Annotated in this window: 17 protein-coding genes and 1 tRNA gene; 2 read left to right on the top strand and 16 right to left on the bottom strand. The window is 34.7% G+C overall.

Features of this window, described 5'->3' with window-relative positions; genetic code table 11:
* Positions 1-94 precede the first annotated feature (94 nt).
* From ACM55K_RS01755 to ACM55K_RS01735, 5 genes are all read right to left on the bottom strand, one after another.
* Complete coding sequence (locus ACM55K_RS01755) at positions 95-847, bottom strand: LytR/AlgR family response regulator transcription factor (protein ID WP_416848509.1); 753 nt, start codon at positions 845-847, stop codon at positions 95-97.
* Complete coding sequence (locus ACM55K_RS01750; protein ID WP_416848508.1) at positions 844-1,902, bottom strand: sensor histidine kinase; 1,059 nt, start codon at positions 1,900-1,902, stop codon at positions 844-846. The genes ACM55K_RS01755 and ACM55K_RS01750 overlap by 4 nt, the downstream gene beginning before the upstream one ends.
* 330 nt (positions 1,903-2,232) lie before the next feature.
* On the bottom strand, positions 2,233-2,928 hold the full coding sequence (locus ACM55K_RS01745; RefSeq protein ID WP_416848506.1) for a hypothetical protein: 696 nt from the start codon (positions 2,926-2,928) through the stop codon (positions 2,233-2,235).
* A gap of 11 nt (positions 2,929-2,939) precedes the next feature.
* Entirely contained in the window at positions 2,940-3,803 is an 864-nt protein-coding gene (locus tag ACM55K_RS01740; RefSeq protein WP_416848504.1) for an alpha/beta fold hydrolase, read from the bottom strand.
* Between the two features lie 12 nt (positions 3,804-3,815).
* On the bottom strand, positions 3,816-4,337 hold the full coding sequence (locus ACM55K_RS01735; protein WP_416848503.1) for a DinB family protein: 522 nt from the start codon (positions 4,335-4,337) through the stop codon (positions 3,816-3,818).
* A 99-nt stretch (positions 4,338-4,436) separates the two neighbouring features.
* On the opposite strand from ACM55K_RS01735, the gene ACM55K_RS01730 reads away from it, so the two are divergent.
* The gene (locus ACM55K_RS01730) at positions 4,437-4,781 is read left to right on the top strand and encodes a winged helix-turn-helix transcriptional regulator (RefSeq protein ID WP_416848502.1); all 345 of its coding nucleotides are present in this window, start codon (positions 4,437-4,439) and stop codon (positions 4,779-4,781) included.
* 148 nt (positions 4,782-4,929) lie between these two features.
* Here the strand turns inward: ACM55K_RS01730 and ACM55K_RS01725 are convergent, their stop codons facing one another.
* The 4 genes from ACM55K_RS01725 to ACM55K_RS01710 all read right to left on the bottom strand — a co-directional run bounded on the left by ACM55K_RS01725 (position 4,930) and on the right by ACM55K_RS01710 (position 8,595).
* The gene (locus ACM55K_RS01725) at positions 4,930-5,883 is read right to left on the bottom strand and encodes a sugar phosphate isomerase/epimerase family protein (protein WP_416848501.1); all 954 of its coding nucleotides are present in this window, start codon (positions 5,881-5,883) and stop codon (positions 4,930-4,932) included.
* 378 nt (positions 5,884-6,261) lie between these two features.
* Positions 6,262-6,858: a zinc-binding dehydrogenase gene (locus tag ACM55K_RS01720; RefSeq protein WP_416848500.1), complete on the bottom strand. Its 597-nt coding sequence runs from the start codon at positions 6,856-6,858 to the stop codon at positions 6,262-6,264.
* A gap of 18 nt (positions 6,859-6,876) precedes the next feature.
* The gene (locus tag ACM55K_RS01715; protein WP_416848499.1) at positions 6,877-7,272 is read right to left on the bottom strand and encodes an alcohol dehydrogenase catalytic domain-containing protein; all 396 of its coding nucleotides are present in this window, start codon (positions 7,270-7,272) and stop codon (positions 6,877-6,879) included.
* A gap of 6 nt (positions 7,273-7,278) precedes the next feature.
* Positions 7,279-8,595, bottom strand: coding sequence for an MFS transporter (locus ACM55K_RS01710; protein WP_416848498.1), 1,317 nt, complete (start codon positions 8,593-8,595; stop codon positions 7,279-7,281).
* Between the two features lie 993 nt (positions 8,596-9,588).
* Here ACM55K_RS01710 and ACM55K_RS01705 point away from each other — a divergent pair.
* On the top strand, positions 9,589-9,969 hold the full coding sequence (locus tag ACM55K_RS01705; protein WP_416848497.1) for a Rossmann-fold NAD(P)-binding domain-containing protein: 381 nt from the start codon (positions 9,589-9,591) through the stop codon (positions 9,967-9,969).
* 287 nt (positions 9,970-10,256) lie between these two features.
* Here the strand turns inward: ACM55K_RS01705 and ACM55K_RS01700 are convergent, their stop codons facing one another.
* The 7 genes from ACM55K_RS01700 to ACM55K_RS01670 all read right to left on the bottom strand — a co-directional run bounded on the left by ACM55K_RS01700 (position 10,257) and on the right by ACM55K_RS01670 (position 22,426).
* Positions 10,257-10,481 carry a hypothetical protein gene (locus ACM55K_RS01700; RefSeq protein ID WP_416848496.1) on the bottom strand — a complete coding sequence of 75 codons (225 nt, stop codon included), beginning with the start codon at positions 10,479-10,481 and terminating at the stop codon, positions 10,257-10,259.
* 125 nt (positions 10,482-10,606) lie between these two features.
* On the bottom strand, positions 10,607-10,996 hold the full coding sequence (locus ACM55K_RS01695; protein WP_416848495.1) for a hypothetical protein: 390 nt from the start codon (positions 10,994-10,996) through the stop codon (positions 10,607-10,609).
* A gap of 2 nt (positions 10,997-10,998) precedes the next feature.
* Positions 10,999-11,913 (bottom strand): hypothetical protein, encoded by a 915-nt coding sequence (locus ACM55K_RS01690; RefSeq protein WP_416848494.1) that lies wholly within the window; start codon positions 11,911-11,913, stop codon positions 10,999-11,001.
* Positions 11,914-11,989: 76 nt separating this feature from the next.
* Positions 11,990-20,587, bottom strand: a complete 8,598-nt coding sequence (locus tag ACM55K_RS01685; protein ID WP_416848493.1) for a LamG-like jellyroll fold domain-containing protein — start codon at positions 20,585-20,587, stop codon at positions 11,990-11,992.
* Between the two features lie 11 nt (positions 20,588-20,598).
* Positions 20,599-21,450, bottom strand: a complete 852-nt coding sequence (locus ACM55K_RS01680; RefSeq protein WP_416848492.1) for a tail fiber protein — start codon at positions 21,448-21,450, stop codon at positions 20,599-20,601.
* Positions 21,451-21,923: 473 nt separating this feature from the next.
* Entirely contained in the window at positions 21,924-22,121 is a 198-nt protein-coding gene (locus tag ACM55K_RS01675; RefSeq protein ID WP_416848491.1) for an Arm DNA-binding domain-containing protein, read from the bottom strand.
* Positions 22,122-22,352: 231 nt separating this feature from the next.
* A tRNA-Asn gene (locus ACM55K_RS01670) sits at positions 22,353-22,426 on the bottom strand.
* Positions 22,427-22,476 lie beyond the last annotated feature (50 nt).

The raw sequence follows: 22,476 nt of genomic DNA, 5'->3' as shown, positions 1-22,476 counted from the left end.
ATTACGGTACAAAGCAACATCTTAACAGGAACAAATACCAGCACATTCGACAGAGAGGCGGAGAACGTCGACGGAATTTTAGGAATTCAAAATTTTAAGCCCAGTCTTGGAAAAATTTCATAAAATTATCTTTGTATTGATCGGTGACAGCAATGGTGATTTTGTCAATTTGGACGGAGTTTTTTGTAGCGGACTTTATTTTATCCAATGACACAATATAAGACCTGTGAATTCGCATAAATTTATTTTCAGGAAGCTTTTCTTCAAGCGATTTCATGCTCGTTAATGACAATAAAGGCTTGTCTTCGCTGAGGCGGAATACTTTTACATAATCTTTCATGCTTTCTACATAAATGATATCATCGACTGCGATTCTAACGAGTTGGTATTCAAATTTCAGATAAATATAAGCTATTTCTGTTTCGGGAATTGGAGGATTAAATTTTTGTACTTCCTGTTCCGGATTTCGGATGAGCTCGAAATAACCCAGCGCCTTTGCAACCGATTTACTGAAATCGACAAAACTAAAAGGTTTAAGCAGGTAATCGAGCGCATCTACCTTGTAACCATCAAGCGCATACTGGTCAAAAGCCGTTGTAAATATGATTCTTAAATTCCCTTTTACACGGTATTGTTCGACAATTTTTGCCAGTTCAATTCCATTTATGTCAGGCATTCGAATATCAAGAAAAATTAGGTCAATATCCTGTTCATGGATTGCTTTTAATGCTTCGATGGCATTCGAAAACTTTCCCACTAATGATAAGGATGGCGTTTGTTCTATATAAGAAACTATAATTTGCAGCGCCAGCGGTTCATCATCAACCGCGATACATTTTAATATCATGAGATTTGTAATTTTAAGATTACAGAGTATTCCATCTGAAGGGTATCTTCATTAGTGACTAATTCGTACTTGCTGGGATAAATCAAATCGAGTCTTCGGCGGGTATTGATTAAACCGATTCCGTTGCTTTCTTCTTTACTTAGGGTTTGATTTTCAAAGATAGAATTCCGGACTTCAATTTGTAGTAATTTTTCGGATTGCTCAATTCCGATATAAATATAACTTGGATAAATACCGCTAATTCCATGTTTATAGGCATTTTCGATAAAAGGTAAAAATAACATTGGTGCTATGGCTACATCCTTGATATTTGTAGGCTTTTCAAATATTACCTGCACCTTATCCGTTATTCTGAGTTCCATAAGTTTAAGATAATCTTCTACAAAACCTATTTCTTTACTTAGCGTTGTCAGGTTGTTTTTGGTATCATAAAGTACATAGCGCATCATGTGTGACAGCGTATATATGGCTTCCCGTGCCGGTTGGTTTTCAGTACCCGCCAAAGCATAAATACTATTCAGGATATTGAAAAAAAAGTGAGGGTTGATTTGGGATTTCAGGAAGGATAATTCCGAAGTCACTTTTTCCTTTTCAAGGTTTTGTCGCACTTGGGTTTCTGCTTGCAGTTTTTTGGCAACGCTTATGACAGTGCTGGCGCCCACCATTAACAAGGTTATTATGATTTCGCTTAAATTTGAAATTAAAGCACCATGCATGTTGTCTTTTTTCGAAATTTTAAAATGCTGATTTAAAATAGTATCAAGGTTTATGAGTGAGTTGAAAGAATCACTAATGTACAGAACCGATAGTGTCAAAATGCATATCGCAACAAGGAAAAAACCGTTCTTCCCTTGAAATAAAAGGGTAGGAATAATTATTTTATAGGTAAGATAAAACACTATAATCCATATAACATACATAAAGATTTGTTTTATCCAAAATTCTATTGGAAAGCTAATATTCATATATAGTGGCATACTTTGGACTATAAGCAGTCCAAAAAAGAGTATAGCTTTTGAAAAAATCGAAATATCTTTAACTGAAAATGGTTTCATCAGGTACAATTTAAAAATAAATGTACGGAATATATTAAGTCCTGAAATCGAAATCGGCAGTTTCCCATAGAATGTCGACAGATAGCCCTAGTTCATCTTAGAAAAATTAAATGGATCTTACTAATTCACGGATTGAGATGAATATGTGAAGATTTCAAAAAACCATTTATAAATTGTGACAGGGAATTTTATTCGTTTTTAATAGAGTCAACGAATTGGTGGAAAATATAAAAAGCAAAGTGCAAATTTTTAGACATAAAAAAGCCTAACATTGTTGTCAGGCTTTTTTATTCTAGAATTTTTAGAAAAATCATCGGATTTAAGAATCAATCATTTCTTCGTTACTTTCAAATCTTTAAAATATCCTATTGTTCCTATTTCAACCCAAAGTGCAATACTGCCTTTATTAGAAGTCCCAAGCATTTTTGTAACGATAAACGAAGGCGATTTTTGGTTATTGATATATAAAAAAGCCTTTTCATTCTGAAATTCAATACGCACATCAATCCATTCGTTTAATCCGATGTCAGCATAGGTTTCATACAAGCCATTTGCTTCTTTTCTTAATCGGCTAAACGTATTTCCCGGATAGGAAAAATATTGAACGGTATGGTTACGCCTCAATTGATCATCGGCTCTCCCATTACTTGGACGAAGATAGATGGCATCAAAATTTTTATTCTCTTGATCTACTCGATACGCTACTCCTATAAATCCCCGTGCAGCATGAAAGGGAGAATTTTCCATAATTCGGCTTAACATTTTAACTTCAATCGTCCCGTTCTCTATAGCAACATCTGTTAATTTAACGTATGTAGGACCATCAGTTGAGACCTCAATATTTTTCTCGTCAAAAGGGAAAGCAACTAAGTCACGCTCCACTTTTAAGACTTGAACACCATCCATGTTCACGATTGCTACTTTGGTATTTACAGCTTCAAATTCCTTATTCTCCCAAGTAAATTTTTGAGCAAATACTCCCGTGATTTGTAAAATAAGAATACTCAATAAAAGTGCTTTTTTCATGTTCAACGGATTTAGTTTTCTTTTATGAACGGAGCTATACTTGCCCAAGTGGCGTTAAAATTTACAATAAAAGCAGGATGTCCTGCATTAGGGATGATCGCTAACTGATGATTGGGAATTAACAATGCGGCATTTAAAACATTTTGTACGGAGTTCCCCTCATCTCGGTCACCTGCCATCACTAAAACCGGACATTGGATAGAACCTAATAATGCTGCCCCTACGGTAAGTTGATTGTAGCAATTGGAAACCTGTTTAAACACTTCTTCTAATCGATTCGGTTCTGGCATTAAGGCGCATTGTTGTGCCCAAAACTCCGTATCCATTTCCATCGCTTGATTGAAGTTAAAATTAAAATCTCTTAATCCGGGATATATAACGCCTGCGCCGATCACAATCATTTTCTTTACTTTATCAGGATACATCGAGCCGAATTTATAAGCGGTAAATCCTCCATCACTAAATCCAAGAATCATTACTTTTTCTGTAGTTACTTCGCGTATTACTGCCAGTACATCATTCGCTCTTTGTTCTAATGTCAGCGTTTCGACTCCGATTTCAGATTTCCCATGTCCGCGGGTAGAAACTGCAATCACCTGAAAACGTATTGAAAGGCTATCTATAATTCTTGCCATTTCTACGGTTGAACCAAACAATCCACCATGTAATAAAACGATAGGTTGTCCTTTTCCATATACTTCATAATAAATTTTGGCATCTTTTGATTGTACATAATGCCCGGCCTGTGGATTATTTCCATAGGGAATGGTATTAATTACATTTGGAGATTGCATAAAATGGCGCAACGATTTTTGACCAAACGTATTGCAACAAAAAACTAGACATACTAAAAATGTTATTATTAATTTTTTCATTTTATAAATAAATTAAAATAATTTTTCTGCTGGAGGAGTAGCGCCTACTAATCGTAGATAAACGGTTGTTTGCGCTCTATGATGAGTTTGATGTTCAAAACATTTGTTTAACACTTGTTCTCTATTCATATCAAATTTACCAAAAAGTTTAATCTGTTCCCCTAATTTATTATTAGGATATTTTTTAATGGCATTGATGGCAAAATCATAGGCAGCCATTACTTTGCTGGTAACACTTGCTTTGTTCTCATCGCCTGATTTTTCTAAATCCCCAAAACCTACTGGCGGCTTCTCATCAGTAGCAGCACCTACGAAACCATATATAGCATCGCTCAAGTGTAAAACTTGACCTGAGAAAGAACGCATTTCTTTTGTTGGTTTAAATGAATACCCACTTTCAGGCATTGCATCTAAATACTCTTTAGTATACGCTTTTGCTCTTTCCCAATCTTTAACGATATCATCTGTTGCTGTTTGTGCATTCAAATTACCCACAGATAAAATGAATGTTAGAAGTAATACAATCTTTTTCATGTTTCTTGTTTTTATAGTTTTTTACAAATTTACAACCATTAGTGTATATTTGTAACCAATAAATTAAATACCGGTAACCCGTAGGTTACTACAAATTGTATGAGATATATAGAAAACCCTTATGATTGTCCAGTAACAAGAGCCATGTCAATTTTTGGTGGAAAATGGAAACCTATAATATTAAATTGTATTGGCGAAAGTTCATTGCGGTTCGGGAAACTAAACCAATTAATGCCTGCCATTTCAAACAAGGTGCTTTCTAATGAATTGAAAGAATTAGAAACTTTAGGTTTAATTGAAAGAAAAGAGTTTAAAGAAAGCCCGCAAAGAGTAGAATATACATTATCCGATTCGGGGAAAAGTTTGATGCCTGTTTTACATGAAATTGCAAGTTGGGGTAATTCAAATCAGGCAAAAAAGATTGTTATCGAAATGGTAAAGTAGAAAATCCCATCTATAATTGCGTTAAAACAAATTCTTTAAAATTTCAATCCCTGAAATATCAGGAATCATTCACTGTTTTTTAACATAAGAAAGCCTGACATTATAGTCAGGCTTTAAGCTCCTTCTCTAGGAAAAGAACCTATGTAAATTAAAGGGTCTTTAAATAATCGATACTTTTTTTCAATGCTATTTCAGGTGATTGTACCATATCTTGTTCCACGAAGAAATGCTCAACACCATTTTGTTTTGCGGCAGTAAGTATTGTAGGCAAATCTAGTACACCTTCACCACATGAAGTCATGTATGGAAAAAGGCTAATCCATTGTGATGGATCGCCACCATCTCCTGCGAATCTTTTTGCTTCTTTCATGTCTTTTATATGCACCATTTTATACCTGTCTTTGTGCTTTTTGAATAATTCAACAGGATCTGCTCCACCGGCTATTGTCCAATAAAGATCCATTTCAAAATAAACCAAGCTCGGGTCAGTTTGGTCAAAAATAATATTTAATGGCATAACGCCATTCACATTGTTTAAACCATAACCATGATTGTGATATGCAAAACGAATTCCTTCTTTCTTAGCTTGAGCACCAATCGAGTTGAATTTTTCTGCTATTCGTTTATAATCATCCAAGTTTTTTCTTTCAGCATCCGGAATGGAAGGTAGTACTACATATTTTGCACCGATTAAATGAGCGGCTTCCGCCAATGGACCCATCTTATTTGATAGTGTATCTAAGTCAGTATGCATGGAAGGAATACTAATGCCGTTTGATTTTGCTGCTTTAAAAAAATCAGCAGCAGTTTTGTTAAAGAAGCCGCTGCCTTTGAATCCTAGTTGGGGTGTAACAGCATTCCATGAAGCTTTTGCTTTTTCAGTACTGAACTCATAAGGACCAAAACATTCCACTTCTTTGTACCCCATTTTAGCTAACATAGCAAAAGCACCGTCAAAGTCATTCTCTAACATTTTTGGTATAGAGAATAAACCCAAGCCTACTTTATTGATTAATGGAGTTTTGGCAAATAGTTCATTTGCGTTTACTAAAGATGCTACAGAAAATAGGGCAGTGCTTTGAAGAAATTGACGACGTTTCATAGTAAATAATTTAGAACCTCTAATTTATTCAATTATTTGGTTATAAAAATTATTTTTTATAAAAGTGATGCCTTTTTTTGAAATTTAAAAATCAGGAAGCTCTAATTTTTGGACATAAAAAAAGCATGATATTACTTTCAGGCTTTTAAAGCTCCCTCTCTTGGGTTTAAGTCCTAAAATCGAAATCGGCAGTTTCCTGTAGAATATCGACAGATAGCCCTACTTCATCTGAGAAAATTAAAAATATAGCGTTCCATGTATGAATTGAGCCAGACATATAAATAAAAAAGTTTCAAGATTAATATCCTGAAACCATTTTTGGAGTTGTCTTCTTGAAGAAGCTGTAAATTTAATTACTCAAATGTAGTGTACGATATTTTATAAACATAAGACAATTTTACTTTCATCACCTTTTGCGGCTAACTGCAAAGCATCTTGCAAGTTGTCTATTTCGGTATTATTGGAAATAATAAAACTAGGCTGTATTACTTTGGTTTTTATTAATTGGATTGTACGTCGGTAATCAAAAGGATGATCATAAATTAATGAAGGTACAATAGTAATTCCTTCTCGGGCAATTTTTAGCGGTTGAAAATTAGCTTCTTTTTCTGAAAGTCCCACTAATACAATTTCAGATCCTCTGGATGCGGATGCTGTTACTAAAGAAGCAGTTTTTGCAGTACCTGCACACTCATAAATAGCAACTACATTATGTTTTTCATAAGCCTGACCAAGCATTTTACACTGCGTATTAAAATCTCCATTTATTAGCAAAGGAATAGCGCCTAAATCAGTTGCCATTTTCAGTTTTGATGCATTAATTTCAGTAACCAATACCTGGTAGCCTAATACTAAAGCCAAATGAGTAATCAATAATCCAATCGCTCCTAATCCCACAATTGCAATCGTGTCACCGGGCTTTGCTTTGGAAGAAAAAAGGGCATGAACTGCAACGGCCATAGGTTCTATTACCACAGCATCAGCATCAGAAATTTAATCTGGAATATGCCAGCAAAATTCTTGTGGTACACAAATATATTCTGCAAAACAACCAGGTTCCGTAAGTCCTATTACCCTCTTATTAGAGCAAATACGGCCATTTCCTCTTAAACAATGATCGCACTGTTTACAAGGTATGTTAGGTTCTATTGCTACTCTTTCTCCAATTGTACGATGTACTCCCTCTCCTATTTTATCAATGATTCCAAACCCTTCATGTCCAATGATCGTAGGTTTTTCTAATAAACGATGCCCTAAAAAAAGATGAATATCTGATCCGCAGATTCCTACTTTCTTCAATTGTATTCTCACTTCTCCAGCCTTTGGTTCAGGAATGGGAATTTCAATAATTTGTATCTGATTGGGTTGAACCAAAAAAGCAGCCTTCATATCTAGCTATTTTAAATGAATGGATTTTAATTTAAATACTACAATTCCTGTAACTAAGAGTGGGATTGAAAAAAGAGTAAACAACATCGATATACTCATGCCGTCATCTGATAAGAAACCAAAGAAAGTAGGTCCTAAAATAGCTCCCAAACGACCAATTCCAACAGCATATCCAACTCCAGTTGCACGTATTTCTGTAGGGTACACCCTTGAAAGAATGGCATACAATCCATTGAATCCTCCTTGAACAAAGACACCAATTAAAAAAATAAATATAAAAATCAGTACTGTAGACAAAGAAATATTTCCATAAATAAGCATTACTATAAAGGCGAATATCAAAAATGAAAATACCGTTCGTTTCAAGCTGAATTTTCTCGCTAACCAACCTAAACAAATGGTTCCTAGCATAGCTCCTACATTTAACAAAACTCCTGCATAAGTAGCCAAAGAAAATTCTAATCCTGAATCTTTAGCAATTGTAGGCACCCAGCTCATTAAGGTATAAAGTGTAAAAAAACCAAAAAACATAGCGGCCCAAAGCTTTAAAGTTGAATTTCTGAAATCAACATGAAATAATCTTTTCAAGGAAGCAGACTTTGGCTGAAACGTTACATGAGGCAAGGTCATAATTTCCTCTTGCTTCATTTTTTTTAGAATAATATTTATTTTTTGTAAAGTACTTTGGGTTTGTTTTTTAAATAAAAAATCCAAGGAATCGTGCATATAAATCAATACCACAATTAACATTATTAATGAAAAACAACCTGCAATAAAAAAAGGGAAACGCCAACCAAAATTTGGAATAGCATACGCACAGAAAAAACCGGTGAAAATAGCACCAAGTGGCCATCCGGCTTGTACTAAACCAACATTAAAATCCCGATTTTTATTATTCGAAAATTCAGATGCGGTTGCGGTTAAGGTAGGCAAAACTCCTCCAATTCCTAATCCGGTTATTAATCGAAAAGCTAATAATTGTTCGTATGATGCACACACGGACACTAGAAACATACCCAATGAAATCATGAATAAACAGACTATAAATATCAGTTTCCGGCCTACTTTATCTCCCAAAGGCGCTATCAAAAGACTACCTATCATCATCCCAAACAAACCCATGCTAAAAACATAGCCCATATCGAATTTTGATAAACCCCATTCTTTTATGATGTCTCCGGTAGAAAAGGAAACAATTAAAACATCAATTCCATCGTTCATGTTCAAAATGACACATATTGCCACAATAATAACCTGAAACGGACTCATTTTTCCTTGATCAAGGATTCCTTTATAGTGATTTTGTAATTGGTCTTTTGTCATATTATTTTTATAAAGAAGTATCCTAAAATTCAAGCAAGATAGTCACTTTATTGGAAAAACGTTCAAATTGACCAGCTCCTTAAGCTCTAGATATTCAGGATAGGATGTTTTTGCAAAGTCTAGAACTCTTTCGTATTCTGTTTTTAATTATTGGATAGTAGTTACTTTCTGTTGAGTTTGCTATTTTGTTGCCAAATACTTCAAGCTTTTCTAATATTGACAAAATATAATTCTCAAAGTCTTCTGCTTTGTCAGAAGCTTTGTCAGAAATCAATCTAATGAGTTTGTTGCTTACATTAAAAAGAATGTATTTTCGTCTACGATGTCTACTGTAGACTTATGTTGGGCTAATGTAATTTCAATCCCATCTTCAAATAATACAGAATGAAAAAATTCTAAAGGATTGTTGGGACTCAGGGAAATAAAATCTTTCATTTAAACAGACAAAGAGTTAACATAGGTAAAGAAAAGAAAAAGAAATTGTTTGACCCATAAAAACAAAAAAGACCTTACATCACTGTAAAGTCTTTTTAAAAAGCTCCCTCTCTTGGGCTCGAACCCACGAAAAGATATAGAAAATCTTCAGCCTGTTGCTGCAGATCTTTTGGATTTGAGAATTTAAAAACAGCTTTAAAAGATATTTCTCCCACACACATTTACATTACAAGTTTGATGCGCCAGAATTCTGAAGTTGAAAACATACGAGTAAACAGCTTGATGGTCAGAAATCTTCGGGAGGCATTATCTTCTAAAAAATCAGTGCAACACGTAGCGCTTGTTACGGGACTGAAACATTATCTTGGGCCGTTTGAGGCTTACGCCAAAGAAGGGTTTTTGCCCGAAATGCCACTTAGGGAAGAGCAACTCCGTCTGGGGATAGAGAATTTTTATTATGCCTAAGAAGATGAAGTTTATGCCGCTGCCGCGCGAGATGGTTTTACATAGAGTATTCATCTCCCGCATACGGTTATAGGGAAAGCGGTAGGCAATTTAATGACTCTTGGTACAACGCTCGCGGTATATGCCAGCATTTGTAAAGAAACAGGAAAGCCGTTTCATTGGCCGGGTTCAGCAGCACAATGGAATGGACTTTCAGACGTAACGGATGCCAGAGTATTGGCTGAACATTTAATATGGGCTTCCACTACAGAAGCGGCTCGTAACGAAGCATTCAACGTGGTAAATGGAGATTTTTTTCGCTGGAAATGGCTTTGGAAAAAATTAGCGGCATCTTTCGGGATTGAAGCAATAGGCTATGACGGCACGATTCATCCACTTGAGGAGCAAATGAAACAGGAAGCTCCGGTTTGGAAAAATATTGCCATTCATCATAATCTTAAAGAGACTGTTGTGAATAAGCTGGCATCTCCCTAGCATACTGATCTTGACTTAGGACGCCCAATATAAGTCATGACTGATATGTCTAAAAGCCGTACACTTGGATTCCCTGTTTTTCAAAGAACTGAAGATTCATTTTACGATTTGTTTGAGCAGCTTCGGGTAGAACGATTAATCCCCTAAAGGAAGTTTTCTTTTAGGTATTTATAAAATCTTACAAAAAAAGGTTCCAAGAATATGAACTGCCCCCAAAAAGTTAGACACTATTTGGGGGCAGTTCATATTCTTGGAACCTTTTTGAATATTATTATATTTCTACAGTCTTATTTCATAGTAGGTATGCCACCTTGGTTGTTTTGATCTCCTTCTTTAAGGTCATCATTATTAACCCCTTTCTTTTTAGCGCCAATGAAATTAATTGAACCAAAATTATAACTGAATGTAACTCCAAAAGAACGGATTGGAAATTTAAAACTACTGATTTGGCTGAAACCCTGTCCACTTGAATTCTGTTTGAATTCCAAATCCTTTTTGAACGGCGATACCATGTTAACTCCAAATGATGCCGTTTTTTGTGTATCGCTATTTCAGGACGAGACAGTCCCGTCAGGATTAAATTTGTTTGTAGAGAAACGACCTTAGACATAAAATTCTAGAGAGTTTTTACTTAAAATCATTCCACTAACTCAAAATTATCATGTGATCCAAAATAGAGGTATGCTTTGTAATAACTCCCAACAATTTCTGCTTGATTGATCCCGTCAACAAGTTTTATTTTATTTGATTGCTTACCGTCACTAGAAAAAGACATGATATAAGGGACTCCATTTAAAGTATATTCAACTTTTGTTGTTTTAAAAATACCCGTACCTTCCGACTTAGTTGTAATTAATACAGCATAATTTATGTTTGGCTTAATACACTCATTCAGTAATATAGCTGAGCCATCTTCATGGACAAAAGTAATGTTAGTGGGAGATATCGTTTTAAATTCGTCCTCTTTTGAACAACTTGAGAAAAGAATTATAATTGTAATTAAAAAACTAAATGATTTAGATTGCATAATTATTTTTTTAGATTAATTTTAATTTCCTTGCTATTTCCACCAACTCTAATTTTATAAGTACCCTCATTTAAATTATCAAAAATCACTTGTCCATTATTAATAATTTGAGAGGATAAAGTAACTCCTAGTATACTTAAAATGACTTCTTGTTTTTCTAAGAGAGCCAATACTTTAATACTTCCTCCCTCATAACAAACAGCATCTTTTTTATAATATGTTGCATTTTCTGATTCTGTTTTAACAACGATGGTCCATTGCTTAATTATTGCTTGATTTTCTGATAGGACTTTAAAATTGATAGGATTTGTAAAATCTAATGAATTGACACCCGAAGTTTGTTTAACCGTTCCGATATAAACACTAGCGCCTGGACTTAAATCAAAAAGAGTATTCAAAGCAGTTATATTTTGTCCTTTATTAAGATATATTGTTATTTGAGAACCTGAAATAACAATGTCATTACGAACAATATTTTTAAAACCAAGATCTAAAATTTCCACTTCTGACCTTAATGCCGGACTTGCAAAACTATAAGCCTGAAACAGGTTCCCATAGTGTTCATTTATTGAAAAATTTATGGTTTTTTCTACACTTTTGACTACATTCTTTACTGAATCATAAATTTTGAAACTTACATTTTCATTGTTCACATTCGAAAAGACAGTCAAATAGGCATAGTAACGATTTTCACTCGCTACGTATATTAAATTTGCAACTCCGCGACACTGCCCGTTTACAAAGGCTGCAACTTTGTCATTTGTATTAAATAACGCATTTCCATCACTATTTAAAAACCCAACAAAGGACATTGTATACTGAAAATTATTCTCGCTGACTGTCCAATTTGGTGCCTGTCCAAAAACGGCACTATTTACTAAAAATAGTATCAGAATACTATATATATAATTTTTCATCTCTTTCAATTTAATTCATTTATAACTCCTAAAGTTGCTTTTTTTGAAGCGCTTTAGGAGCTAAATTATTTGAATATTAATTTTTAATTACTTTATTTATTATCGTTTCCCCATTTATTTCAGTCTGTAGTAAGTAGGGTCCGGATGCAACTATTGGTATAATTTTTAATACATTCTCCCCACTTGTAACATTTAGTTTTTTAGTAAACAAAAGTTGACTGGTTAAGGAATAAAGTTGGATTGTCACTATTTGATCCTGAATAGCATTAACTTTTATAGTTATTTCATTATCGAAAGGATTAGGATAGATAGTTACCTTATCTACAATATCCTCTATGATTATTGGTTTTGCAATAGTACCCAGAACATCGTTGCTTTTAAAACTAAAATTTTTACTGGTTTTTTTCTTGTTAATTCCATCTCCGATGTAAAAGACCAATGTTTCAGGAGTTTCACCATAGACAGTTATAAAACTAAGTTCTTGATTATTTACAAATTGATTCACAGTAACTCCTTTTAAAATTCCGTTGGAATTATAAACAAATAACTCACTGTATCCTTTTGGTAACAAAACTATAGCATTCATATTGTCAGAATACTGCTTAAATTCGGGTCTAATTGTTTCTTGACTAACGTCAGCTAAACTTTTATAATCTTTGTCGTTTTTGGTTTTGCCTGTTTTCGACAAATAGCTAGGGTACTTGAAAGTTTGTGCTTTACTAGATTTAATCATATATCCTTTGCCAGATTCTAAATAATTTAAAGTTCCATTCCAACCGACAATAGGGTCATAAACAGCAAATAAATTTTGAGATTTAATGACGTCCCCATCAGTTGCGTCAAAATATGCTAAAGCTTCGTTCGTCAGTTGGTTTCCTGCTAGAGAATAAGGTAGCCAGTTCCAATTAGTTTTAATTGGAAAACTCCAATTAGACATATTTACAGGAATCCCTTTTATAATTAGAGGTTGTTCATATGTCATGAATACTTTAAGCATTTTAGAATCAGTTAAGCCTCCATTAGTACTAATTGTCCCTGACCAACCACTTTTGGATGGTGTAGACTCATCTTTAAAGTAGGTTTCCAAATGGGAGGGAGAATTACTCAACATACGATCCGATGTTTCTAAACTTAAGTTTTTCGTTAATTTATTGATGTCTGAAAAATTTACATCATTCACATTCATTGACACCCAAGTCCAACCTTTGTTAAAGACTATTTTTTGCTCCACTAGGCTTGAGTTTTCAAAAATTATAGGTAGACTAAGTTTTCCTAGTATTCCATTTTCTTCAAAAGCAATAGATGGTTTAGCATTTATAGTTGCTTCCATAATTTTGTCTTGTGAGGAATCCCAAATTTTAAATTCTATAGTATCTTCCAGATTTGAATTGCTATAAACAGTCAAGAAAGCATAATATTCGTGATAGGAGGTGTTGTAAACTAATTTTGCAATTCCTCTTAGTTCACCTTTCGAAAACGCGGCTATTCTATCATACGCATCTTCAGAAAATTTTCCATCAATTTTTAGTCTACCAACTATGTTCATACTGTACTTATAATCCGTTGGATTTATTGTCCAATCAGGTTCTTGAGCTAACCCTCTTACTTTAAGTAGCATTTTCTCATCATAGCCAAAATCAGTTTGTAAATATAAATTCTCCAGATATTCTCCCGGAGTCAACTCTTTGTCAATTGTAGCCGTAATTATTATTTTACTGTCTGGCGCTATTGTTCCTGTTGTTTTACTTAAATGCAGCCACTTGGGTAGATTTGTAATTGTAAATGGCTGGCCTTTTCCTCCTTTATTTAATAAAGTAATTTCAAAGGATTTATCCTCGCCACTTTTTTTAACAATATCAACAATTTCATTATAGCCTTCTGCAAACCAGCTCACTTCATTTCGTTTTACATATGCTGTCCAAGTAATGGGTGATTGTTGCATGTTATTGGCGCTATCAAACATTCTATGCACGGTAACATCTACTATTTGACCCTCTAGAGATGCCCAATCCGTAATTACGGGCTCTAGGATCATTGCATCTTGATTGATAATATGATTGACTAAAAATTTGATTAAGGACCTTTCCGGCTTAATAGCAGGAACATCTTTAGAATAATTTACAAGTCCCTTACTAACTATAGCATTGTTTGAAATCACAGATTGATTCGTATCGGCATGATAATATCTGGGACCATTTGCGGTTATAGGATCTGGCTCATTCATTCTTGTGTAAAGCAATAAACCAATACTTTCAACATTTACCTCATTAAAACGATCTCGACTTATTTGCTCTACATTTCTTAAGGTATTCCATAATTGAAATTCGTCTATTTTACCTGTAAACGATCGATCAACGGTCTCAACTCCTGCTAAATCTTTAGTACCTCTAGCTCCTAACCATATTTTGTTTCCTGAAAAACCACGAATGCTTGCCATCAGATTAGATGATACCGGTGCTGCATCTACATAGGTTTTTAAGGATCCTAGTCGATTAAACAACAAGGTCACGTGATGCCAAGTATTATCTGCCATATTTTGACTTGTTAATACATATGAATTCCCTTCGCTTGCTAGGGTTAAGTTTCCACTACTATTCATATTGATGGCCCATTTATTGGCAAAACCATTGGTTTGTATGATATCAGAGCCATCTCCTTTTCCATTTGAAAACAGCGTCGCTTCTTGTGAGACACCAGTTTTCATCCAGAAAGAAATAGTAGCGTCCATTTCTTTGGTCAATTGAACATACCCAACGTTATCTAACGCTAAATTTTGCCCGTTACTAAATTCGTACGAGGTTCCTTTTGGTTTAATATCCCAAGCAGCATTTACTACTGCATGTTTATACCTTGCTTTATCGTTGGCTAGAGTTCCTCGACCTTCATCCATTGGCCAATAACCAATAAGATTCGCTTCATTACCCAGTAGTTTAGCGTACATTTTTGCATAAGCATCATCTAAACTAATGGTTTTATTCCACAATCGAAGGTCATGCATGTTTCCAACAAAGGAATTACCTCCAATTACCAACGCGTTATTATTCGAAAATTGAACATTGGTATTTCCTGTACTTGCTCCAATTTCTTTATCATCTTGGTAAATACGAACTTCACCGCTGCTGTTTTTATGGAAAAAAGTATAATGGTGAAACAAATTATCCTTTGCTATTGCTCCGTTAGCTGTTAAACCTCCAATATTGAAGTATATATTCCCATTTTCCAATCGAATATTTAATCCTTCTTCTTGAGCAAGAATAACGGCAGTACTGGCTGTAGTGCTATTGTTCATCCAAAACTCAAAGGTTAAATCTCCGGATGTAATTTTAGGATTATTGATAACTGCTGTGTTCGCTGCACCTTCAAAATGTAAGGACACTTTGTGATCTATAGGCAACTGATTTGTTTGTCCTTTTATTTCAATGGTACTTACGGCAGAATTATAAAAAACAGGCTCATTGAAGCTCACTTTTAAATCTTCTCCAGCGCCTAAGATACCGTCTATAGGCAAGGGTGTTCCAAAACGTTGTGGCGAATTCAAATCTACTCTGCCCGTAATAACATCTGATATATACTCAGTATCATTAGTACAGGTACTTCTGGCCCTAATTTGATAATTTCCATCTAACAGTTTTAAAGCAGCAATATCTATAGGATAGGATAGAGTGGTTTTTGAGCCTATAAATGATATTTGAGATTCGTTATTTAATACAGCGGCATCATAGAACGCTTGTGTGCCATAATACGTTTGTAAACGAGTCCAGTTAGGAGTTGTAGCCAATCGGTATTCCAAATCAATTTTTTTGAAACTCTTGAATTTGGTACTATAGCCGATCATATTGATTAATAATGGATTTGTTGAACCGTTTGTGTTATAAGCGGTTTCCATATTGTACACCCAGTTGTTTAAAGGTGCGCTAACAATTACCTGAGAACAGGACGGAACAAAATGTGCCGAAACTAATACTGAAGAACTCACATCCTCACCATCGCATAATGATTCTAGTCGAACTTTAATGTCTTTATATTCATATACATCTGAGATGGATTTCCCCAAAGTCATTTTGTAAAGAACCGTTTGTCCGTAAGGCACATGAACAACCGTTCCGTTTGGCTCAATATTGATTAAGGCATTGTCTGGATTCGTAGTATTATCGATCACTAATTTAAAATCAGCGTCAACACCGGCAGCACTATTGTTCTCTAACTTCAATTCAAATTCAGCATTTTTACTTTCGGTAATATTACTCATATTTGCATCAGTAACTCGCAATACTGGAACTTCAACTTTTTGAGTTGCAAAACTCAATTCTTCCCGCTTGTCATCTGCTAGCTCATTTATTGAAGTAGCCGTTGCACTATAATCGACATGGTTGTAAAAATGAGATTTCTCTGCTTCTTCGTGAGGACACGAAGTTCTCCCACCTTGAGTGATAAAAATTGGGCCATTCCCATCAAAAGCATTAACTACATCCACACTTAAAAAGTTGGCTGGGTCATTGTCTTTTAGAGTGTAACTTACAGTTGTAGTATTGGTTGACTCTTCTGAAAGCGAAGAATTTAGATCTTGTTGAAAGACCCCTCTAGTAGAATTTAAAACCCCCATTTCATTTAGTTTAAAACCTACATCAAAACCAAAATTCTCGTCTACAGTTACATTATAAGCTAAAGAAGATGCCGCAACAACACTGGTTTCCACACTTTGTGAGTACTCCCCAAGTCCCGAATCAAATGAAATGTTTTTTTGAAAATATTTATCCAACAAATCACTTGTTTTTTTGGACTCCGCAAGCTTGCTTTTTAGGTTTGTAAGCGCTACAGGACCTGTATCTCCTGTAGTTATAGCTTTATTAATTGCATTATTGAATTCAGCAAGCACATGCGTTACTATAGCCTTATATTCTATACGATTATTTTTGGCAAAATATTTGTTTTTTTCATTGACCAAAATCAATTTTCGCCACAAGCGTATTCTTTCTTGATATTGTACTTTGGTTAAAGCCCCTCCTTTTCCAGGAATCAAGGAGCCATTATCAATATTCGTAATAAATATTTCATATTCCGGAATTAAAGTCTCCAAAATATGCTTTTGTGAATAGATGAAAAATGTGGATGAAGGTTCATCTACAAAATAGACCGATTTTTGTTTGCTAATATATAGTGGTGTAGTTGGACTACCTAAATTAATATATTCAGAAGAATCCAAGACGACCTGTATTCCAGCTATGGTTTTTTTGGGAATACTAGTGGATGCTTTAACATCGTCAAAAGAACCATAAAATTGATTTTTTGAATTCCCAATATATAAATCGGCATTTGAGCCAACATAAGCTGGGTCATCGCTGGTTGAAATCGTCTGATTGAACGTATAGGTTTTTGTTAGACTCTTTCCATCAGTTGAAGTGCTCTTGACTCCAATACCCAGATGAAGACTGTTTGTAGCTTGCGATTCTATAACAGGGCCTGCTAATCCACCCCCCGCAGCAAATTTAACCCCTCCCAAAAGAGTAAAATCTGTTGTTAATCCTTCAGAATGAGCTAAAGAACTTTCGGTTGTAAAAGAAATACTTTCTCCTTTTTCAATAGAAGCAGAACTATTAGAACCTGGTGGATCTCTTAAAATAATGTCTGGCATATCAGGTGCTGCCGTTACAAAAGTGCGGCTACCATCTGATTTGCCTCCTAAGACAATCCCCGTTGCATTATACCCTTCTACATCGTAATCAACTTCGTTAATTCGGTATTTTAAACTACTTGTGATTGTAAAAGGAGGGGAAACGGAAGGCAATCCTCCTTTGAAATTATAGGTTAATCGACTTTCATCATTCGGATCAACAACCACCGATTCAGAATTTAGTAAAGCCAAATTATTATTTTTAATCAATTCCCCATCATTTACAGGAACCTTTACCTCAACTGCAGTTCCCGTATCCATATTGGTGTACCGTTCAAATCGATTTAAGACAATCTTATAAGGATTAAATTGTGTATATACTGGATGTGCGAAATCTGTAGTAGTAATAGCAACTCCTTTTATAGAAATAGTCTTATCACAAGATTGTTCAACTACCTGTAAAACGGGATTAGATCTATAAGTAAAACTCTTTTCATAATGATACGGTAGACCTATTTCTTTCTTATCGAGTGTTCCATCTGTATAACTAAATTCAGGTGTTGTTTGAGCTACTACTTTAGAAAAATCAAGTGTTTCAGTACTTCCTGCTTTTAATAGTGAAATAGTTGATGCTGTACCAATTGTTAAATTTTCAGCTTTCAGTTCATATTGTAAAGGCAATAGAGAGACCCTGTATTCGCCTGAATTAGGATTTGTACTAAAGCTAGATTTAGTGTAGGGTGTCACAGTAGCCCCAACAGGAGCATACCCTAAAGTAAAATTGGCTTTACCAATATTATTTTTAGCGCTGATTTCAAGAGTTACTGTATTTCCGTTTGCGTCTTTAACCGTTTTAGTTAACAAGCCATTTTCTCCAAACCCAATTTTTTTAGCTGATTCTACAGCACCTCCCACTACTTTACCCACTACGGTAACTTTGGTTTTGTCAATAAATACAACAGGCTCATTTGAATCTTCAAAAAACTCTTTAAATGAATTTTCTGGAAATCGTCCGTTATAGGTAAAGATATGACCGTCTTTTTTTACCGAAACATAATGATTTCCAATAGGAACACTGATGTCAAAAAAACCGAGGTCATCAGTAACCACAGGTAAATTATTTACGTCCAATACCATATTCCCGTCAATATAAACATTGGCACCTTGGGTAAAAATGGAAGCATATATATCTAAATAATCATCTGATTTATCAGAAGGAGTTCTCATATCATTGAGCCAATATTTCCCTTTTGAAAATTTCTCGCCACTTTTTTCATAATAATTATAGCCTTCGTCCAAGATACCGGGTCCTTTAATCCATGAAGTACCTTCATTACCTGGCAATTTCGTGTCCACTTTAACATAAGAAGGAAAAACGTCTCGAGAATCAAATTGCACTTTTCCTTTAAAACTAAAGGCCGATTTGTCTATAAAATCAATTTTATTAACCACTTCAGACCCTTGTCCAAGAAATACTAATTGCTGGTTGGGTTCAAACTTATGCTGTCCATACATTGGGGTTATTGTAAAAGATTCCCCTGTACCTGAGTATGGAATCGAAGTAATTTCGTAGTTTCCATTTACATCGGTAACCCCTAAAATGCCTAATTGATCGCCTGTTGGAAAATTTCCTGATCCACTGGCCCATGTAACAGTATCTTTTGAACTTTCAAAAATTCCGTGGTTTTTATTGTAATTAAATCCATTTCGGGATAAATCATAGGCATACAAACCTACTTTTTCATTGGCTCTAATATACGAGACTAATCTGGAGTCGTTACCACTGATGTAACGAGTGTAATCCGTTCTAATTGTTTTAGGCTCAAGGCCTGCTTTCCAAATCCGTATTTCATCGATAAAAGAATCGTTTCCTCCACCTACAGCAAGGGTTGTCCACTGCGTATTATTTCCACCAATGTTAAGTGTATTGGGTTGCGTTGGAATTATAACATCAAAATAGGGACTGGTATAATTGCTGTCTAAACCAATTAGTTTTTTATTTACACTTTCTTTATAGGCTGCAGTAATCGGTCTTCCGTTAATGAATAATACTGGAACCATCGCATCATTTATCACTACTGAAAAATGCACGAAATTAGTATTAAAATCAGTTACTGGAACCAGGATGTCATCCCCTCTGGAATTCAATTTTCCTGAAGGGAAATAATTTTTCAATTTGAAGATACTATTGCCAATGTTTATTGCCAATGTTTTTGATGAAACCAATAAATTAACTGAAACATTAATTATATCTTTAATTGTATCTTTACCTATACTTAAGCGTAGTAGCTTTATAGCATTTTCATTATCAGTAGTATACGCATTTTTAGGTTTTACCCAAGCTTGATAGGTTAATGCGGTAGTAATTGGAATGTTTTGATTTCCAATTATGAGACTACTTAATGCCGGAATACTCAAGGAACTTCCTGGATTACTGCTATTGCCAGCAGTACTCGCCATCACTATCACATCTTGAACAGGATTACCCCCTTTGTAATTTATATTACCCGTAACAACGGCGGTTGGATTTCTATAGCCAAAACCAGTAATATAAGTAGTATACAAACTTTCTATTTTACTTACGCCTTCGGCAACTACCTTGTATTGAAATAATACACCGCCCTCTGCATACTTATCTTCATATTGTGTAACGCTAGGAGAAACACTGCCTACAAATTGATATGGTTTACCTCCCGCTGCATCATAGACTCTTTTGTAAATTTTAATACTGCTAATTAGCTCAAAATTACTTCTCAAATCCCAACTAATTAATATTTTATCTCCAAAATACCCTTTTGAAACATCAAAAGATTCTTCGGCAAAAGTGTTAAAGAGATACAATATTCCCCATGGAAACCGAATATCCGCAGGGTGGGTAGTTCGAAGTGTATCTTTTACGTTTGAAATTAAGTGCTGTCCTAAATAGGGGATTCCCACTTGTATGGTAAAACCATTTTTTTGAATGGCTTGTGAAACGGGTACCACTTTTGCCCCATCATCATTTTGTGCCCATAGGCCTGCTGCCATTAGCCCGAAGACCATGGTTATGATTAATTTTTTCATAATTAAGATGGTTACAGTTTGATGATATAGTTTACACCATAATTCACTGGACGGGTTTCTTCCCCGCCATTAGCATTAATAGTTATGCCAGTTGGTGAATTATTAGTTGTTCTGTCAATTCCCCAACCACTATTGTCATAATCTGTGTCTCCGCTTCCACGCCAAGCATCTTTAGCACCAATTGTAATTTCACCACCATTTTCAGAATGATATATATCATTATAAACATGAGTATGCCCAGGATCAGTAACATTATGATTATGAGACTTAAATTGCTGGTCTTGATACGTTTTTAAATCAACTGTATCTGTATTTGGTTGCGCATCATCACCTGCACCTCTTAAAAACCGCCCTCTTAAATTGGGTGCTTTTGAACCAATCATCCCAATTAATGCTGTTGCAGTGGATGGCAAAGGATCTCCGTTACACAAAGCCCAACCTTCAGGAACAGAAGTGCCAATAAATGGCATAATAGATCCTGTAGGAACGCCATTGCTAGCAGCAATAGCATAAGGCACCTGTTTTAAACTTTCGTCTGAAATGATTGTCGTTCCTTCTGAAATTTTAAGAAAAGCTTGATTATTGGCAATCAAAATATTGTTTGCTGCTCCGGGTTCTAAAACCACCGAAAAGACACCAAAGGCGTCTGAAGTAACTGTTTTGGTAACCTCATAAATCGCAATATTTGCCCCATAATAAATACGAAAGGTTAAATTAAGTGTTGCACTAACTCTAGCTGTATTATTATTGTCACGCGCAATGCCTTGAATGGCAATTCCTGCTACAGAAGCTGAAGTTTGGGCATAATTTGTTGTAACAGTAAGCAACATTAATAAGGATAGTAAAAGTAATTTTGTTTTCATAGTTGGGTAGTTTAAGGTAATTTTATTTATGTTTATTTATTTCATAGGAATCACAGCATTAAAACATCTTATGTTTTTGCATAAGTGTTTTAACAATTTTTGATGTGCTTTTTAGTAGGTATCCTAGCGGCATCATTACAGTATTAATACCAAGGAGGGGCTTTATGGCATAAATGGACTGTTTCTTTTTTATAAAAGCTATTGCTGGTTTAGCGCAATTTTTTTAACACTTACTTTTTTAAGTATTCCAATAATAAAGGTGTGTTTTGTTTTTATGTAATTTAAATTTCATTTCTTTTAAAACAAATTAAACCCATAAGTTTTTTCTTAATTTTTTTTTTGGCAAAGAAACACTTTTATTCTTATAAAATTCATTTCCAGCAATATATTAATCTTTGGATGTCTTTAATTTCACATTCTGTATCATTTGGTTCATTTTTTTTGAGCTACTTTGACATAGCTCTCTTGCGGTATCAGCTTGTTGAATGGCCTAATTGAGTATTGACTTTTTGAAGTTTATTTTCCCAGTAGTTTGGGTTTACAAAAAGTCCTGTGGTAAATTGTTTGCGTTCTTTGTTGAGAGTGATACTACAATTAAGCGGACATAATCCCTTTTGATTAGTTTTGTTTGCGCTAATTACAAACAGAATTGTGATTTTTTCTTTGTGCATGTTTCCAATTGATTTTGAGTTAAACAATTGGCATAACAATTCGGAATTTTAAAATGGGTACCTCGAGATTTTAGATGGGTACCTCAATGGATACCTTTTTTTATCAAAAAACCCGTCAAAGTTGTCAAATGACAAAATCTCCATTTTTTAATAAAACATCTTGAAGTCCTGCTTTCACTACCGCTTTAAAACAAAAAAGACCTTACATCACTGTAAAGTCTTTTTAAAAAGCTCCCTCTCTTGGGCTCGAACCAAGGACCCTCTGATTAACAGTCAGATGCTCTAACCAACTGAGCTAAGAAGGAAACTGTATATTTTTATTCTGGTAAGGAATGAACGTTTTTGTGTGCTTATT

Origin of the sequence: Flavobacterium arabinosi (assembly GCF_048158725.1) — a bacterium.
Lineage (GTDB): Bacteria > Bacteroidota > Bacteroidia > Flavobacteriales > Flavobacteriaceae > Flavobacterium > Flavobacterium arabinosi.
The sequence above is the reverse complement of the archived record's forward strand: the minus strand, read 5'-3'. Positions and strand labels throughout refer to the sequence as shown.